Annotated in this window: 26 protein-coding genes; 17 read left to right on the top strand and 9 right to left on the bottom strand. The window is 30.7% G+C overall.

Translation table 11 applies throughout. The features are described 5' to 3' along the window. Window positions 1–130: 130 nt before the first annotated feature. From B3B03_RS09605 to B3B03_RS09595, 3 genes are all read right to left on the bottom strand, one after another. The gene (locus tag B3B03_RS09605) at window positions 131–1,486 is read right to left on the bottom strand and encodes a radical SAM protein (protein ID WP_346877156.1); all 1,356 of its coding nucleotides are present in this window, start codon (window positions 1,484–1,486) and stop codon (window positions 131–133) included. Window positions 1,487–1,501: 15 nt separating this feature from the next. Further along, the gene (locus B3B03_RS09600) at window positions 1,502–2,080 is read right to left on the bottom strand and encodes a manganese efflux pump MntP family protein (protein ID WP_346877155.1); all 579 of its coding nucleotides are present in this window, start codon (window positions 2,078–2,080) and stop codon (window positions 1,502–1,504) included. A 451-nt stretch (window positions 2,081–2,531) separates the two neighbouring features. After that, window positions 2,532–3,098: a TetR/AcrR family transcriptional regulator C-terminal domain-containing protein gene (locus B3B03_RS09595; RefSeq protein ID WP_346877154.1), complete on the bottom strand. Its 567-nt coding sequence runs from the start codon at window positions 3,096–3,098 to the stop codon at window positions 2,532–2,534. A gap of 564 nt (window positions 3,099–3,662) precedes the next feature. On the opposite strand from B3B03_RS09595, the gene rlmD reads away from it, so the two are divergent. After that, window positions 3,663–5,015, top strand: a complete 1,353-nt coding sequence (gene rlmD / locus B3B03_RS09590; RefSeq protein WP_346877153.1) for a 23S rRNA (uracil(1939)-C(5))-methyltransferase RlmD — start codon at window positions 3,663–3,665, stop codon at window positions 5,013–5,015. 83 nt (window positions 5,016–5,098) lie between these two features. Here rlmD and B3B03_RS09585 read toward each other — a convergent pair whose 3' ends face one another. From B3B03_RS09585 to B3B03_RS09575, 3 genes are read right to left on the bottom strand one after another with little or no spacing between them, the layout of a single operon-like run. Further along, window positions 5,099–6,238: a site-specific integrase gene (locus B3B03_RS09585; RefSeq protein ID WP_346877152.1), complete on the bottom strand. Its 1,140-nt coding sequence runs from the start codon at window positions 6,236–6,238 to the stop codon at window positions 5,099–5,101. 59 nt (window positions 6,239–6,297) lie between these two features. Then, entirely contained in the window at window positions 6,298–6,735 is a 438-nt protein-coding gene (locus tag B3B03_RS09580; RefSeq protein WP_346877151.1) for an ImmA/IrrE family metallo-endopeptidase, read from the bottom strand. Between the two features lie 25 nt (window positions 6,736–6,760). Next, window positions 6,761–7,198 carry a helix-turn-helix transcriptional regulator gene (locus tag B3B03_RS09575; RefSeq protein ID WP_346877150.1) on the bottom strand — a complete coding sequence of 146 codons (438 nt, stop codon included), beginning with the start codon at window positions 7,196–7,198 and terminating at the stop codon, window positions 6,761–6,763. Window positions 7,199–7,406: 208 nt separating this feature from the next. Between B3B03_RS09575 and B3B03_RS09570 the strand changes: the two genes are divergently transcribed. The 3 genes from B3B03_RS09570 to B3B03_RS09560 are packed head-to-tail and all read left to right on the top strand — an operon-like array spanning window position 7,407 to window position 8,064. Then, the gene (locus B3B03_RS09570) at window positions 7,407–7,598 is read left to right on the top strand and encodes a helix-turn-helix transcriptional regulator (protein WP_346877149.1); all 192 of its coding nucleotides are present in this window, start codon (window positions 7,407–7,409) and stop codon (window positions 7,596–7,598) included. 10 nt (window positions 7,599–7,608) lie between these two features. Continuing rightward, on the top strand, window positions 7,609–7,815 hold the full coding sequence (locus B3B03_RS09565) for a helix-turn-helix domain-containing protein (RefSeq protein ID WP_346877148.1): 207 nt from the start codon (window positions 7,609–7,611) through the stop codon (window positions 7,813–7,815). A 51-nt stretch (window positions 7,816–7,866) separates the two neighbouring features. Beyond that, the gene (locus B3B03_RS09560) at window positions 7,867–8,064 is read left to right on the top strand and encodes a hypothetical protein (RefSeq protein ID WP_346877147.1); all 198 of its coding nucleotides are present in this window, start codon (window positions 7,867–7,869) and stop codon (window positions 8,062–8,064) included. On the opposite strand, the gene B3B03_RS09555 is transcribed toward B3B03_RS09560, so the two are convergent. Then, window positions 8,051–8,422, bottom strand: coding sequence for a hypothetical protein (locus B3B03_RS09555; RefSeq protein WP_346877146.1), 372 nt, complete (start codon window positions 8,420–8,422; stop codon window positions 8,051–8,053). The genes B3B03_RS09560 and B3B03_RS09555 overlap by 14 nt on opposite strands. Then, window positions 8,406–8,927 (bottom strand): hypothetical protein, encoded by a 522-nt coding sequence (locus B3B03_RS09550; protein ID WP_346877145.1) that lies wholly within the window; start codon window positions 8,925–8,927, stop codon window positions 8,406–8,408. Before B3B03_RS09550 ends, B3B03_RS09555 begins: the two co-directional genes overlap by 17 nt. 69 nt (window positions 8,928–8,996) lie before the next feature. Between B3B03_RS09550 and B3B03_RS09545 the strand changes: the two genes are divergently transcribed. The 12 genes from B3B03_RS09545 to B3B03_RS09490 all read left to right on the top strand — a co-directional run bounded on the left by B3B03_RS09545 (window position 8,997) and on the right by B3B03_RS09490 (window position 15,151). Beyond that, on the top strand, window positions 8,997–9,704 hold the full coding sequence (locus tag B3B03_RS09545; RefSeq protein ID WP_346877144.1) for a phage antirepressor: 708 nt from the start codon (window positions 8,997–8,999) through the stop codon (window positions 9,702–9,704). Between the two features lie 2 nt (window positions 9,705–9,706). Next, the gene (locus tag B3B03_RS09540) at window positions 9,707–9,949 is read left to right on the top strand and encodes an AbrB/MazE/SpoVT family DNA-binding domain-containing protein (RefSeq protein WP_346877143.1); all 243 of its coding nucleotides are present in this window, start codon (window positions 9,707–9,709) and stop codon (window positions 9,947–9,949) included. A 193-nt stretch (window positions 9,950–10,142) separates the two neighbouring features. Further along, a complete protein-coding gene (locus B3B03_RS09535) occupies window positions 10,143–10,325 on the top strand; it encodes a hypothetical protein (protein ID WP_346877142.1) in 183 nt (60 codons plus the stop codon). Continuing rightward, a complete protein-coding gene (locus tag B3B03_RS09530; protein WP_147520682.1) occupies window positions 10,310–10,555 on the top strand; it encodes a hypothetical protein in 246 nt (81 codons plus the stop codon). The genes B3B03_RS09535 and B3B03_RS09530 overlap by 16 nt, the downstream gene beginning before the upstream one ends. Next, on the top strand, window positions 10,556–11,041 hold the full coding sequence (locus B3B03_RS09525; protein ID WP_346877141.1) for a siphovirus Gp157 family protein: 486 nt from the start codon (window positions 10,556–10,558) through the stop codon (window positions 11,039–11,041). After that, window positions 11,042–11,725: a Rad52/Rad22 family DNA repair protein gene (locus B3B03_RS09520; protein WP_346877140.1), complete on the top strand. Its 684-nt coding sequence runs from the start codon at window positions 11,042–11,044 to the stop codon at window positions 11,723–11,725. 13 nt (window positions 11,726–11,738) lie between these two features. Then, on the top strand, window positions 11,739–11,942 hold the full coding sequence (locus B3B03_RS09515) for a hypothetical protein (RefSeq protein ID WP_346877139.1): 204 nt from the start codon (window positions 11,739–11,741) through the stop codon (window positions 11,940–11,942). Between the two features lie 8 nt (window positions 11,943–11,950). Further along, complete coding sequence (locus B3B03_RS09510) at window positions 11,951–12,664, top strand: hypothetical protein (protein WP_346877138.1); 714 nt, start codon at window positions 11,951–11,953, stop codon at window positions 12,662–12,664. Window positions 12,665–12,677: 13 nt separating this feature from the next. Then, on the top strand, window positions 12,678–13,001 hold the full coding sequence (locus B3B03_RS09505) for a hypothetical protein (RefSeq protein ID WP_346877137.1): 324 nt from the start codon (window positions 12,678–12,680) through the stop codon (window positions 12,999–13,001). 27 nt (window positions 13,002–13,028) lie between these two features. Further along, window positions 13,029–13,412, top strand: coding sequence for a single-stranded DNA-binding protein (locus B3B03_RS09500; RefSeq protein ID WP_414632831.1), 384 nt, complete (start codon window positions 13,029–13,031; stop codon window positions 13,410–13,412). A gap of 25 nt (window positions 13,413–13,437) precedes the next feature. Then, window positions 13,438–14,265 carry a DNA adenine methylase gene (locus B3B03_RS09495; protein ID WP_346877136.1) on the top strand — a complete coding sequence of 276 codons (828 nt, stop codon included), beginning with the start codon at window positions 13,438–13,440 and terminating at the stop codon, window positions 14,263–14,265. Window positions 14,266–14,449: 184 nt separating this feature from the next. After that, complete coding sequence (locus B3B03_RS09490; protein ID WP_346877135.1) at window positions 14,450–15,151, top strand: hypothetical protein; 702 nt, start codon at window positions 14,450–14,452, stop codon at window positions 15,149–15,151. 154 nt (window positions 15,152–15,305) lie between these two features. Here the strand turns inward: B3B03_RS09490 and B3B03_RS09485 are convergent, their stop codons facing one another. After that, window positions 15,306–15,599: a hypothetical protein gene (locus tag B3B03_RS09485; protein ID WP_346877197.1), complete on the bottom strand. Its 294-nt coding sequence runs from the start codon at window positions 15,597–15,599 to the stop codon at window positions 15,306–15,308. A gap of 215 nt (window positions 15,600–15,814) precedes the next feature. On the opposite strand from B3B03_RS09485, the gene B3B03_RS09480 reads away from it, so the two are divergent. Continuing rightward, window positions 15,815–16,300 carry a nucleotidyltransferase domain-containing protein gene (locus tag B3B03_RS09480; RefSeq protein WP_346877134.1) on the top strand — a complete coding sequence of 162 codons (486 nt, stop codon included), beginning with the start codon at window positions 15,815–15,817 and terminating at the stop codon, window positions 16,298–16,300. Window positions 16,301–16,416 lie beyond the last annotated feature (116 nt).

The following is a 16,416-nucleotide window of genomic DNA, read 5'->3' as shown; positions in this document are numbered from 1 at the left end:
AAAGATTTTCGCAAATATATTACTAATCTTATATAGAATGCTGAGCTTGCACTTTATATTATTGTTTGCGCATGCTCAACACTTATCTTAGATTAGTTTATTAGCGAAAATCCATTTTATATAGTTGTTTTTATTTATTTTTACACATTAAATTTTCTTCCCATAGTGGTTCTGCTCTCTTAGCCCAAGTTTCACCATAGTCTATAGTTTTAGCTACTAAATCTTCTACATTTTCAGGATCTACATACTCTGTAGACTTAGCCCCAGAAGCCTTAACCATCTCTGCAATCTTTGGAGCATTATCAAGAATTGGGCAAGGTCTAAATTGATTATTGTTAAAAGGTTGATTCTTTTGATATTCCATAAACAGTGGCTGTCCTAAAGCTTCAATTAAAGGAACTTCCTTTATATTAGCACTGGAGTAGTGGCAGAATACACAAGGTTCCACATCTCCATTAGCATTAATATGGCAGTAGCGTCTTCCACCAGCCACACAACCACCAACATATTCAGCATCATGCCAGAAATCCATATTAAATATTGGTTTAGTAGAGCGCCAACCTCTTATAGTACGATAGAGTTTTTCTCTTTGATCAGGATTAGCCATTAAGGAAGTATCTGTTTTGCAGCCTATAGGCATAAAGGTAAAGTACCAAGAAAAATAAGCCCCCATATCTATCATCATATCTATAAATTCTTCAGATAAAACGCTGTCACAGTTATTAGTTGTAAAGCAAGTTGAGAATCCAAATGGAACTCTATTTTCTTTCATAAGAGCCATAGCACGAGTAATATCCTTCCAAGAACCATCACCACGTCTTGCATCAGTAGCATCATCAAAGCCTTCAACACTAATAGTAGGAACTATATTTCCAACTTCACATAGGTCTTCACAGAAAGCCTGATCAATTAAGGTTCCATTAGTAAATATCATAAACACACAATCATTATGTTTCTTAGCGAGTTTTAAAATATCATTCTTTCTAACTAAAGGCTCACCACCAGTCATTATATAAAAGAAGATACCCAAATCCTTACCTTGAATAAGTAAACTATCTAATTCATCATAGCTTAAATTTAAAGCCTTATTATAATCAGCAGCCCAACAACCAATACATTTCTTATTACAAGCAGTAGTAGGGTCTATAAGTAAAGTAAAGGGAATTTCATAGCCATACTCCTTAGATTTTTTTCTAGATTCACTCCAACCTCTAATAGAAGAATTAAGAAGAAAGTTACTAAACACAGTCTCTAAAATATGAGGATTCACTTCTTTGGCTAATTTAGTCATAAGCTCTACCCAGTTATTATCCTTCTCCTTCAAAAATCCTTCAATGGCATCATATTGAGATGCATATAAATTTTCTGTATCAAACTTTCTTAGCCAGTGAACAATTTTCTCAAAGTTTTTCTCAGGATTTTTCTTTAAGTATCCAAGTCCCTGCTTTAAAGCAGCCTTTTCAATTTTATATTTTACATTTAACATAAGCCAACCCCCATTTTAAATAATTTTAAAGTAAGAAAGTATCATTTTTACTCCCATAATAAGTAATATAACGCTACCACAGATATTAACTGCAACTCTGTACTTATCACCCACACGGTAGCCTACCCTTAGTCCAACAATAGATGAAATCCCTGTTATCACAAATATGATAAACATATCTATAATAATTTCAGTGCGCAGTAGAGCAAAGCCAATTCCTAATACTAAAGCATCCAAACTAGTTGCAAAGGCTAAGGACAAAATATTTCTATAATTAAAACTTTCCCTTTGCTCATTGATGGATTTAATAGTAAGTGCATTTTTTATCATCTTCAGTCCTAAGAAAATGAAAATAATTGCAGAAAACCATTGATTGATGGATTTAAAAGTTTCAGAATAAATTGAGCTTACTGGAAACTTGGTAATCATCATTCCAATAGTAAGCATAATAGCTTGTATTCCTCCAAATGCAAGGCCAACAATAAAATCCATACGCTTTTTAAGATAAGGTTGAGTTGCACCTGTACATACTGTCACTGTAAATGCATCTAAAGACAATCCTATTGATACTATGATTACTTCCAGAACACTCATAAGCATCTTCCTTTCATAATCTGTTTTCTTAAATTATAGTCAATATAGATTTTTATGTAAAAATACACTTTGCCCTAAATGTATATCAAAAAAAACAAAAAGCAACTTATGTAGTTGCTTTAAAACAAATCTATTTAATTGTTTTATGATAGGTTAAGTAGGGGCTTTAACAAAATAAGCTAATCTAAATAAATATTGAATAAGCACTTATATTATTAACGCTCAGCCGTTTCGGAATATTGATTTACTAAAGCATTTATTCAAGGTAAAATCTACAACACAACAACTCGTATACACTCAAACAAGTTGTGTTGCTTAACGATTTTACCATTCATAAATACTAAGTAAATCTAATATCCCTGCAAATGGCATTCGCTAACAATAATATTAAAGTGCATCTTCAATATTTTATATAAGATTAGTAAGATATTTTGTTAAAGCCCATAACTTTTTATAATGGCTTGAATACAATATCTTCTAAGGAATTAGAAAGTAGTAAATAATATTTTTCAGCTAACTCATGAGCAGGAACTTGTACACCTTTTTTAAGCCAAGTAATTAAAAAATAGGTTAGACCTCTAGAATAGTAATTAGCAATTTCAGAAGCGGTGAGAATTCCTTCAAAATTCATATTTTCTATATCTAGCACAGAAAATAATTCTTCAAACATCTTAAGAAGAAATTTATATATTATACTCTCAAAGGAATTTTGTCCTTCTATTTTCATAGCTTTAACATAAAACTCTTTATTATTTTCTATCCTAGTAAGAATAAAAAGAATTGTCTCATTAAACATTTTATTATCTATAAGAAGGGTTGCACCTTCAAATATATCCTTATAACAAATCCATTCAAGTAATTCATACTTATCAGCAAAGTGGTTATAAAAGGAGGGTCTTATTAACTTTGCCTCATCAGTAATCATTTTTATAGTTATCTTATCAAAGGAATGTTGAGTCATTAACTTTTTAAAGCTATCAACTATTAGTGCCTTAGTATTTTCTTTTTTAGATCTCACAGTATAACCTCACCCCTTTAAAGATATTCTAAAAGTTAACTCAAAGTTTTCCACAGTTTTAACCATTATATCAACTTCCTATATTTTATGTCAATTAAGCCACATATATACCACAATACTAAGAGTTGCCACATTGAGTGTAAGGAGAAGCTTTAAAATTCCTAGGGATATACCATAAAAGCCTAGATAAAATCTGGGGGATAATATATAATAAACTAGGTAATTTCAAATAAACATACACCTATTTACCTAGGAAACAATATATCTAGAAAACTATGAACCTATAGATATAGTAAAATAGTTAAATAGGGAACAATAAAACAATATACCTATATAACTATATAACTATATAACTATATAACTAGGAAACTATATAACTAGTTAACTATTTGTTCTGTTCATGCGGGTTTCAGAGGTTTTTGTGATTTTCTGAGTTATATTTGGAACCCCCAAATAGAGGGTAAAATTACTTTAATAAAACTTAAAGATATACATAATAAATGAAATTATTTTTAAATTAAAAATTAAAATTAACATAGAATTTTATTAGATAAGGAGATAAACATGAGAAAGAGAAAAGAATATGAATTTATCATAGAGGGTACAGAATTTCCAGGAAAGGGAGTTGCCTTCCATGAAGGAGAAAAAGTAGCTATAAAAAATGCATTGCCCGGGCAAAAGGTTAGAGCAAGAGTAACTAAAAAAAATTCCAATGGAGTAGAAGCTAAACTACTTGAAGTTTTAGAAGATGTAGATTACAAAGTAAAGCCAGCCTGCGATATCTTTGGAATTTGTGGAGGATGTAGTCAAGGAGACTTATCACTAGACACTCAACTTAAATTTAAAGAAGAACAAGTAAAGGCACTTTTAGATAACAAGGGTATAACAGATTATGAGTACCTAGGAATAGAAAGCAGCCCACTTCACTATGAATACAGAAATAAAATGGAATTTACCTTTGGAGACTTTGAAAAAGGTGGAGAACTAACCCTAGGCATGCACGCTAAAGGAAAAAGCTTTGCCATAGTATCAGTACATAACTGTCAAATAGTAGACGAAGACTTTAGAGCTATAATAAATGCAACTATAAACCACTTCAGAGGAGAAAACCTTCCTTATTATAGGGTCTTAAAACATGAAGGCTTTTTAAGAAACCTAGTAGTAAGAAAGGCTATAAACACAGGAGAAATATTAGTTAACATAGTTACAACTACACAGGTAGAATATGACTTCACAGCCTTTGTAAATACTTTAAAAGGATTAAACCTAAAAGGAGAACTCACTGGAATAATCCATACCTTAAATGACTCTCTATCAGATGTAGTGCAAGCAGACTCTGTAGAAATACTACATGGAAAAGACTATATAATAGAAGAGCTTCTAGGATTAAAATTTAAAATAAATCCCTTTGCCTTCTTCCAGACTAACACAAAAGGAGCCGAGAAGCTTTACTCTATAGTAAGAGACTTCATAGGAGAATCAGAAGACAAAGTAGTCTTTGACCTATACTGCGGAACAGGAACCATAGGACAAATAGTAGCTCCAAAAGCAAAAAAAGTAGTAGGCATAGAACTAATAGAAGAAGCCGTAGAAGCTGCAAAAGAAAATGCTAAAATCAACGGCCTAAACAACTGTGAATTCATAGCAGGAGACGTAGCAGTAACCATAAAAAATGTAACAGAAAAACCAGACATAATAATCCTAGACCCACCAAGACCGGGAGTACACCCAGTAGCCCTAGATTACGTAATAAAATTTGATGCTAAAGAAATAATCTACGTATCCTGTAACCCTAAAACACTAGCAGTAGATTTAGAGGTATTAACTGCTAATGGATATAAGGTGGAAAAGGTGAAGGTTATGGATATGTTCCCCCATACGCCGCATGTTGAGAGCGTTGTTAAGCTGACTAGATAAATAGTGAGTTTAAGCTAATTTGATGTGAATAAAAATATGATTTGCCACCGATTTGCCACCATAAGTTTTGTAATGGTGGCAAATTATTTTTGTATAAGTATATTTTCAAGAATATTAACAGTATCTTTTTTCATTTTGTTGGTTACATGGGAATAGGTATCCATAGTTGTAGCGAGTTTTGAGTGACCTAATCTCTCTTGAATATCTTTTATATTGGCTCCAGCTTCTAAAAGCATAGTAGCATGAGTATGTCTAAGTGAGTGAAAATTAAAGTTTATACCTAATTCATAATTTATTACCTTAGATAAATACTTAAGACTATCAGTTGTTATATGTTCACCATTTTCTTTAGTACATATAAAATTAGAATCTGCATAATACTTACCATACTTTAACTTATTTTCTTTTTGATATAAGCTGTGTTTCTTTAATATATTTATTAAAGTATCTCCTATAACAATGGTTCTGTTAGAACTTTTAGTTTTAGGTGTACCTAGTTCAAAAATACCTTTTCCTTTACTTATTAGAGTATGATTAACTTTAATAGTTTTATTATTTAAATCTATATCACTCCATTGTAAGGCTGTAACTTCTCCACCACGCATACCAGTGTGAAAGGCAATTTGAAGTGGAATATAGAAATTACTTTTTACAGGGAATCTATTGATAATTTTATTAAAGTATTCAATAGAAATTATTTTTAAATCTTCCTTAGAGCTCTTCAAGTTATTATTTTTAGGCAATTTAACGTATTGTATAGGATTTTCTTTTATAAATTGATAAGGATATACTGCTGATTTTAATGCTCCAGAAAGTACTCCATAGAAATTATCTATACTTGATTTAGATAATCCACTTAGGTATTTTTGGTTTATAAACTCTTGTAGTATAGCTGGAGTTAATGATTTAAGTTTATATATACCTAAGGATGGCGTTATGTGGTTTTTTATTATCCTTTTGTAATATTCTTGCGTATTGTATTTGCAGTTAATAAGCACATACTCTTTATACCAATAATCAAAGTAATCTGAAACAGAAATATTACTTTCATCTATAACAGATCCACATTTTTCATATTCATTTAAAGCAATTCTTAAGGCTTCCTGGGCTTCTTTTTTAGTTTTGAAACCTCCCTTCTCTTTTCTTTTTCTTTTACCTTCGACTATTCCAAGGTCGAAATAGTAACTCCATGTAGAACCACGTTTTCGAGTTCCACCTTGCATAATAATACCTCCTTTGACACACGTATGTTCGCGTGAAACTAAAAAAATATATACTTAATTTAAATTAAGTCAAATTTAAGCTTTAAATATTTATAATTAATACCTTCACAATTAGCTACAACTTCAAGACAAAAATCTTCATATCTATTTAAAAGATTATCGTCAATTAGCAACTCAGCAGCAAACGTGTCGGCTTCAATTTCATATTTACTAGTTGATAGAAGAGTGTTTTTTTCAAGAAATAAAACATTAGATTTATAGTGAAATATTGCATGGCCCAATTCATGTGCACATGTGAAAAATTTATCTATATCACTTAATTTAGAATTTATATGAATAATCCTATTTCTTGGAGCTGCTTGGAAAAATCCATTAGTATTCTTACCTAAATCCTCAAAGAATACTTTTATTCCCAAGCACTCACATAATTCAAAAGGATTATTTGTATTAAATGTCTTTTTTAAATAATTTACCTTTTTATTTATAATATTTTTCAATATCCCCAATCCCCCTAATAGAAAACTACTTTTTATATTTTTTAGGAGTATATTTTTCTTTATTCATTTTTTTAGCATACTCAAGACCATTTTTTATAGCACTTTTAATAAGTTCCCAGTCGTTATCATCTACTGGATTACCAGAAAGCATAAGTCCATCTTGTTCTTCTAGTTGTTTAAGAGTAGCATCAAGGCTTTTCTCTATATCTTTTTTATCTTTATCTGTTAAATCATTTTTATCAGGTGACTTTTCTAATGTTTTATTTTCAGCATCAACATAGAATTCACTTGCTGATACTTCTAATACATCAGCTATTGCTTGTAAAATATCAGTTCCAATATTAGTTCTTTTATTATTTTCAATAGAACTTAAATAACCACCTGTTATACCTGCTTTCTTAGCAGTTTCATTTAGGCCTAGCCCTTTATTAATTCTTATTTTTTTAATATTATCACCTAACAACACTATCACCTCACAGTTAATATTATATACTCACAGTTAATAAAAAGCAATGAAAATTTAAGAAAAATAAAGAAAAAATAAGCTATTTACTGATAGTAAACGATAATGATATAATATAAGGTTTAGCGGTAGTTTCGTTTACTGACAGTATATGATACTATTAACACGTAGTAAACATTAATAAATAAGTGAAAGGAGAATTAAATGTATGAACAAAATTGACAGCATAAGAAAGAAGAAATGTTTAAGCTATGCAGATATAGCTAAAGAAGCAGGAATAACATCTGCATATGTATGTTCACTGGCTAAAGGTAAACGAACTAATCCAAGTCTGGATGTAATGAAAGCAATATCTCATGCATTAGATGAAAAAGTTGAAAAAGTATTTCAGATTAATTAAGGAGGTAGAAATGGAAGATTTATTATATACAGTTCCAGAAATAGCAAAGATTTTAAAAGTTGATCAACATAAAGTTTATGAGCTTATAGATAAGAAAATACTGGTAGGTTTAAAACTAGGTAGACTTAAAGTTACAAAAATAGAGTTATTAAGATTTCTTAGAGACTATGCAGGTAAAGATTTGTCAGATTTAGACAATGTAAAAGAATTAAATTAGTATTCAAGCAGCTCCAACGTGAGGGTAAGGAAATTAAGGGAGGAATGAGAAATGAATAAATTCCAACTAGCCGTAGTGTATGTATTTACTATAAACATTATTGCAAATTTTATAATTACAATTTATCTAGATAAAATATTAAAAAAAATGGATAAATCATCAAATTCAAGAATAGGAATTGGAATAATTTATCCTTTGTTAGGTTCAGTTGCCGGACCGATATTAATTATATTTTTTAGATTGCTTTGACGAAATCACCTACTGTAACTTCTTTAAAAGAAAGGTGCTTTTCATCACCAACTTTTGGACTATTGTCATCGAAATAGGAATTGATTTTTGGAATTAAATTTATATCTAAATTACTATATTTAGAATACATGTCAGAGGTTATTGTACACATTTTTTCATGAACAAATGTAGCAATACCAGTGCCTTTAACAATTTCTAAGTTTCCAAGGGATTTTCCTGTATCTGGGTCGATTATTTCTTCACCATCAAGTGAGTATACTAAGAATCTTTGATAGTCTAGTATTCCCTCATTACTACCAGCATTGATAACTATTTCGGTAGGGCTAATTATCCTTACAACTTTAAATATTTTTTTCATAAATACCTCCTAAATATTTAATTATTGGTTTAGTTACAATAGGTTTTATTATTATTGACTTACGATTTTCGATTATGAAATTAGTGATTGAAACTGAGTTAGATTTAATAATTATATTTGGAATCAATGTAGGCTCAATTTGGACCATATCATTTCCTTGAATATTAATAACTATACCATAAGCAATTAGATGTTCAAAACCTTTGTCTAAATAGTAAAAAGATACTATTGAATCGTGCGTTAATATTTTATTTGGAGTACAAAGGCAATATGTTCCTATACTTTGTATTACTTTAATATCATATGAATTCTCTTTTTTATTATTCAATATACTCATTAAAAATAACCATAATAAAAAGAAACAAAGGCACAAAGTAATAATGAACAAATATGCAGGTATAGTATTGAGTGGTTGAAATATCCAAAAAAATAAAGAAAGACCAACTGAAGAAAATACAGTTATTAAGTTAAACGAAGAAGAAATAAATTTTTTTAGCTCAGACATAAAATCATCCCCTTTCAACAACATTCTAGCATTTATTGGGGAATAAAACAAAATAAAGGAGGAATGAGATTGAATAACATTGAGATTTTTAAAAATGAAGAATTTGGACAAGTAAGAATTTTGACAAGAGATAATGAACCTTGGTTTGTTGGAAAAGATATTGCAGAAATATTAGGATATACAAATTCAAGAAAAGCATTATTAGATCATGTTGAACAAGAAGATAAATTTATTGGAGATGGGGTAACGATTCGTGACTCCATAGGAAGAGAACAATCCCCAGTAGTAATTAACGAAAGTGGACTTTACAGTTTAATCTTAAGTAGCAAACTACCAAGTGCTAAAAAATTTAAAAGATGGGTAACAAGTGATGTACTGCCAAGCATAAGAAAACATGGCATGTATGCGACAGATGAATTACTAGATAATCCCGACTTACTAATAGCAGCAGCAACAAAACTTAAAGAGGAGAAAGTAGCAAGGATTGAAGCAGAAAAGCAAAGGGATAAATTAGTACACCAAAACAAGCTATATACTACATCCGAAATAGCAAAAGAACTTGGCTTAAGTAGTGCTACTAAGTTAAATAGCCTTTTATCAGATAAGAAAATACAATACAAGCAGAACAGGACATGGCTATTATATTCTAAATATTCCGAATGCGGATATGTAAGTATAAAACAAGACGTTTTGGACAATGGACATATAATTTATGATCGTAAATGGACTGGAAAAGGTAGAGATTTTATATTGAATTTATTTAAGGAGGAAATTTAATCATGAAAGCAACAGGAATAGTAAGAAAAGTAGATGACTTAGGAAGGGTAGTATTACCAGTAGAATTAAGAAGAACGTTAGGTATAGACATTAAGGACCCACTAGAAATTTATGTGGATGGGGACCAGGTTGTATTAAAGAAATACGAGCCAACATGTTTATTCTGTGGCGAAGGTAAAGACGTAAAGAACTTTAATGGAAAGAACATTTGTCCAAGCTGCATTAAGAAAATAAAGAGGTTGTAGTCATGAATAGCTTAGGTTATATCGTAACAGGAGTAGTAAGTATTATTTTCACATCAATAATATGTATTGCAAGTTTAGTTCAATACAGGAGAGAGAATAACGTCGGTAGAAAAGTTTGTGGCGGAATATTCTTATCTGGATTCGTAACATTAATCTTTATAACCAATGCACTTTGCGAATTGGTGGTGTAGTTATGGTTATGAGAAAGCAAAGTAAAGAAGAGGTTGTTCAGACAATACTAGAGCTCCAACGGAAGAGAAAAAGAGAATTTCTTGCAAGTGATGCAGATATTCATGCCATGGAAAATTCTCGAAGAATACGAAAGAAAACTAAAAACTACAAGTGGGGAGGTACTAGAAAGTGTCAACATTGCTAGATTTAAATGAAAAGCTTGATGAAGTAAAAAGACTTTGTGAAGAGGGTAAAAGTATAAGTGAAGCCATAGAAATAGTAAAAGGTTGCTCCACCGACCAAAGTAAGATGCAACCTAAAGAAAATATTCTTTCTGAAATTATACCACCTGGCACAGAATTAGACAATAATGAAATTCACAACGAGCATACAGGTGAAACTATCAGAGATTTAGATTATAAGGGGGAAATATAAATGAAACTATATGAATTAACACAAAACTATTTAAACTTACAGGAGTTATTAGAAGACCCTACAGTACCAGTTGAAGTTATAAATGAAGCACTTAATGAGGTTGGAGAGCAATTAGAAGATAAGTCTGAAAACATAGCAAAACTTATAAAAACTATGGAAGTTCAAATTACAGGATATAAAGAAGAAGAGACTAGACTTGCAGCAGGAAGAAAAAGTTTAGAAACTAATGTTAAAAATCTTAAGGGATATTTAGAAGAGGCTATGAGAGCGGTGGACAAGCCTAAGATTAAAGGTAAATTATTCTCATTCAGTATTCAAAAGAATCCAGCAAGTGTAGAAGTTTTAGATGAAAGTGTTATACCTAAGGAACTTTTCAATACTCCAGCACCAGTTCTTGATAAAAAAGAAACGCTTAGTAGATTAAAGGCTGGTGAAGAAATACCAGGAGTAGTACTAAAGCAAACTGAAAGCTTGAGGATTAGATAAATGGATATACAAGAAGAATTAAGAAAACCGTTTGGAGAGAATGAGGTTGAATGGAGAGTTCAAAGTTGTGGTGTATCCAACAATAAGCCATGGGCAATGGTCTTATGTTATGTACAAGCTAGAGCAATACAAAATAGACTAGATTATGTATTTGGATTTGATGGCTGGAAAGTTGAGTATAGAACAGGTTCAAATGATAGCAATATAATATGCAGAATATCGGTGAAGGATAGCCAGGGAGAATGGATATATAAAGAAGATGGAGCAAGTGAAAGTAATGTTGAACCTTTTAAAGGCGGAATAAGCGGAGCTTTAAAGAGGTGTGCTAGTAGTGGATATGGTATAGGAAGATATCTCTATAATCTTACAGAAAGCTTTGCAGAATGTTCATTAGAAAAGCCTAAGGATAACACTGGATGGAAAAAGGCTGTTACTAAAGATAAAAAGACTATCTATTGGAGGATACCTAAATTGCCTACATGGGCATTACCAAGCTCAATAAGCGATAGAGAAATTAAAGAACTAACCCAATTAGCTTCAACTGCAGGGATTTCGGAAGATGTCATAAAGCAAGTTATTGAGAAAGACTTTGGAGTTAGAGAAATCAAAGAGCTTTCTAGTGACCAGTATGAACAAGTATATAAGAGACTTTCTAAAAAATGTGACTCAACAAATAAGCAGTAAAGGAGAGGATCATATGTATAAAGAAGAGATAGACCTTAGAGCTGATGATGGTAAGGTGATATCTATCAAAGATGGTGGGGGTCATATAGAGATATTTATTGAAGATGGAGATCTTGAAAAACTAATTAAGTTTAGTTATAGCCAGTGGAATGATTTAACTAATTCTATAGATAGGCAGTGGGGTTTAAAAACCTTTGAAAACATAAGTGACAAGTAGGTGATTTCATGGCAGAAGGATGGATAAAGCTAGATAGAAGTATCTTTGAACATTGGATATTCCAGGATGCAGAAAAATTCAGAGCATTTGTGGACCTCATCCAATTAGCAAGATGGAAGGATGAAAAGTTACTAATAGGTAATGAAATAGTTAATATTCCTAGAGGAAGTTACTATACATCAGAGTTAAAACTTGCTGAAAAATGGGGGTGGAGTAGAAAGAAAACTAGGGAGTACCTTAAGCTACTAGAAAGCGAAGGAATGATAATCAAAAAAGGTACAACAAAGGGTACAACGATAACCATTGAAAACTATAGGCTTTATCAAGATGAGGGTACAACAAAAGGTACATCAAAAGAACAACAAAAGAACATCAAAAGAACAACGAAGGATACATCAAAAGAACATCAAAAGAACAACGAAGGGTACACAAAAGAAGAAGGAGAAGAAATTAAAGAAATTAAAGAAGGAGAAGAAGGGAAAGAAAAACCCCCTTCACTCCCATCACTATCCGTTCCTACTCCGTATCACTCAAAGATATATGAACAGTATGGAGAAATAACCTATAGGACCTGGTTCATGAATACAGAGATAGAGGATAAGGAAAATGAAATAATTATGGTTGTAGGTTATGAATTAGCAAAAGACATAATAGAAACTAAGTTCAATGAGCAGTTAGAGACATTACTAGATAAAAAAGTATTAGTTATCTTGAAAAAATAAGGGGGAATAGAAGATGAATATAATTTTAGGCTTAGGAATAGGTGTTATAGGGGTTTTAGTTCTTATGGGATATATTACTCTAGAAAGGAAATTAAATAACTTAGACAAGAAGATGGACAAGCAGAAAGTATATTGGAAAAGTGTTGAGAGGTCTATAGAGATACAATGCAATCAAATTAATGAAGAGATTGTTGAAAGAGGACAATTCAATGAAAAAGCTATAGGTCAACTAGCACAGAATGTTGAATCAAATAAGATTAAGTTAGAAAAAAGCATAAAGGATGAATCAGCAAAGATTATGTTTACTCCATTGAAGGTTAAATGTGATTGTAAGTAGTGGTAATAAATTTAGGAGGTATGATTTATGAATAAGGTTGTTTTAATAGGTCGCATGACTAAGGATCCAGAGCTAAAGTTTACTCCAGGCACAGGAACTGCAGTATGCACATTTACAATGGCAGTGAACAGGAGATTTAAGAAGGAAGGTCAACCAGAGGCTGATTTTATCCCTATAGTAGTATGGGGGAAACAAGCGGAGAGTACTGCTAACTATATGAGTAAAGGTAAGCTTTTAAGTGTAGCTGGAAGAATTGAAACTAGGTCATATGAGGCTAAAGATGGTGGAAGAAGATATGTTACTGAGGTTGTAGCTGATGAAGTGAGTTTCTTAGAGTTTGGGAATAAGAGTCAAGGACAGGACAACAATGATTATACTCCAGTAGATGATGGGGAGGACATGCCATTCTAAATATTAAAAGAAATTAGGTGATAAATTGAAACTCAAAAGATTAAGCAATATAAAGTGGATAGGTGGAAAGCATGGCAAGGAAGAGCTTTATATAGATTTAATGCCTAAGCATGATATATTTTGTGATTGTTTCTTTGGATCCGGAGCAGTTCCATTTTTTAAAGAGACAGTAAATCCATCAAAGTTAACCATTGTAAATGATATAAACGATAGGCTTGTAAATTATATGATGGTACTTAAAGATAATCCGGAACAACTATACAAAGAATGTTCAGCATTACCATATAGTGAAAGTTTATATGAGAAGTGGAAATGGGAGCCATGGCCAGAGGATAATATAGAATCAGCAGTTAGGTTTTATTACTTAATGAGGGTTTGCTTTGGAGGCGGAGGACATAAATACCGAAATGGAATTGGATTATCTAAAACTCAAAATAAGGCCAAGCAATTAATAAGTGCAACAGAGCTTATACCTGGAATGTCCGAATTAATTAAAACATGGAATATATTAAGCCGAGACTTTGAAGAAGTAATAAAGTTCTATGATACAGAAGATACACTATTCTTTTTAGATCCACCATATCATGACCACGAAAATATGTACTTTGGAGGATTTGAAGAGGAGGACCATATTAGGTTAAAAGAAAGATTGGATAAAATAAAAGGAAAAGCTATGGTTTGTTATTACAGTAGTCCACTAATTGATGACTTGTATAAGGATTGGTATGTAGTTAAGTACAGTACGGCCAGTCAAATTAAAAATAGAGCTGCAGGTGATAAGATGCCAGTTAGAAATGAATTAATTTTAATGAATTATGAACCAATGATTGAAGAACAATTAAAGATATTTTAAATCTAGGAATAAGGTCATATGGGAGTACTGCTGCAAGGTGGTATTCTCATATGACAATCATATAATAAAGTGTGTTCTTTGAAAATTGAATAGTACGGTATTTGAAATAACATGAAAATTATGGTGTATTTAGCGTATAATTGAATTAGATAAGTTAAATAGTAATTTATACTGGAGGTATAAGATGGGTAAAAAAAGCTTAACTTTAGAGCAAAGAAATCTAGATGCTGATATATGGATTATTACATTAATAACATTGGGATCATTTATAGTATACATGCTGTTTGGAAATCAAATGGTGAATTATATAAAGGATTCTAATAATTCTATTGTCCTACGTTTGGTACTTAATGCAGGTGTTCAATTTGGTATAGCTGGATTAGGAATTACAGTAGTATGTATTTTTAGAAAGGAACGATTTTCAGATTTTGGATTATTAAAAAGAAATACAATTAAATCTACATTAGGTTCAATTATCTGTTTTATTCCATACTTAATGTATATTTTTATATCAGGACAATATACAGGTTATCACCCACTGAGCATTATTATTACAAATGATGTATTAGAAAGTGGTATTCCAATCAACGTTTTAGGAATGGCATTGATTTTTATAGTGTGGGGATTTTTTGAAGGATTTAATTATGTTGTTATTAGCGATAAATTAAACAGTATATATCCACCTAAAAGTAAGTGGTTTAATGTAGGTGCTATTGCTTGTGCTGTGATATGTATTTTATTTCATCCCTTTAGTACATCTTTCTGGGGTATTATTGAAATAATCACTACATTCATAGCTATTTATGGTATGCTTATAATAAAAAGAGAAACTAATAATGCATGGGGATGTGTATTTGTATTTTGCTTCATTTGGAATGCTTTTTAAATTCCAATTTAGTAGGGAAGATTAAATCAATTTTAAGATAATAAATTCTTATTTAACGACTAAACTACCGTAAAATTCAATTCTGAATAATACGGTGGTTTTTTATTTCACAATTCAAAGAAAGTGTAAAGATTTTAATAAATAAATGGACACCCTATTGTGTCCATTTATCAATATATACTTGACCATCACCAACTATTACAATTCTGTGTTTATCGGTAAGAGGAACTAGATTATACTTAGGGGATTTAGGTGTTAGATATAAGACTTGTGTTGCAATAAGTTCTTCATCAAAAACGATAGCATAAGCACGACCATTTGAAACGTTCTGGATATAATATAAGCTATCCTTTGAAAAATTAAAATCAGATATGCTATAAGTTCCTTCTTTAAACATATTTTCTGCAAATGCAGTTGTCGTAATGGATATATTAAATATTAATGTCATTAAGATCAATAGTATAACAGTAAGTTTTTTCATATCATTAACCACCTTTCAACAGTAGTTTATGTAGTTGAAAATATAATATGCAAATTTAAGATTAAGTAAGATAAATTATTCGTTGAAAATTGAATAGTACGGTATTTACAAAAAATGATATAATTAAGTCATAATTATATGAAATATGAATTGAATAATTATAATTAATAGGAGTGAGATGTTTGATAACTATAGAAAATAAACTGAAAGTTCTATCGAAAGTTGCCAAAGAGGTAAATTCCAATAATATTACATGGGCAATCGGTGCATCATTATTATTGTATTTTAAAAAAATTACTAATGAATTTCATGATATTGATATTATGGTTGCTGAAAGTGATGTGGAAAAAATAAAAAAAATCCTTTTATCTTTTGGTAAATTACAACCTAAAAATCCTAATATACAATACAAAACAAAGGACTTTATGGAATTCAATATTGAAGGAATAGATTTTGATGTTATTGCTGGATTTGTTATAGTAAATAGTAATATTGAGCATTACTTTCCACTTGAAAAAAAGGATATTAAGGACTATATTGATATTCATGGTACAACTATTCCTTTACATTCAATTGAAAAGTGGCTGACTTACTATAAATTAATGGAGAGAACAGAAAAAGTAAAAATGATAGATAGTTACTTTGCTAAAATAAATAAACAATCTTAATATATTATGAAGATAAATTTAAATATTAGATTGCTTAAGATATCGTACTATTCAGAAATGAATATGCGGTATTTTTTTATTCAAATTTAATGAAAAAGGAAGTTGGTTATGAATTT

This window comes from Clostridium sp. UBA5712, from assembly GCF_002419845.1.
Classification (GTDB): Bacteria; Bacillota; Clostridia; order Clostridiales; family Clostridiaceae; genus Clostridium_J; species Clostridium_J sulfidigenes.
The sequence above is the reverse complement of the archived record's forward strand: the minus strand, read 5'-3'. Positions and strand labels throughout refer to the sequence as shown.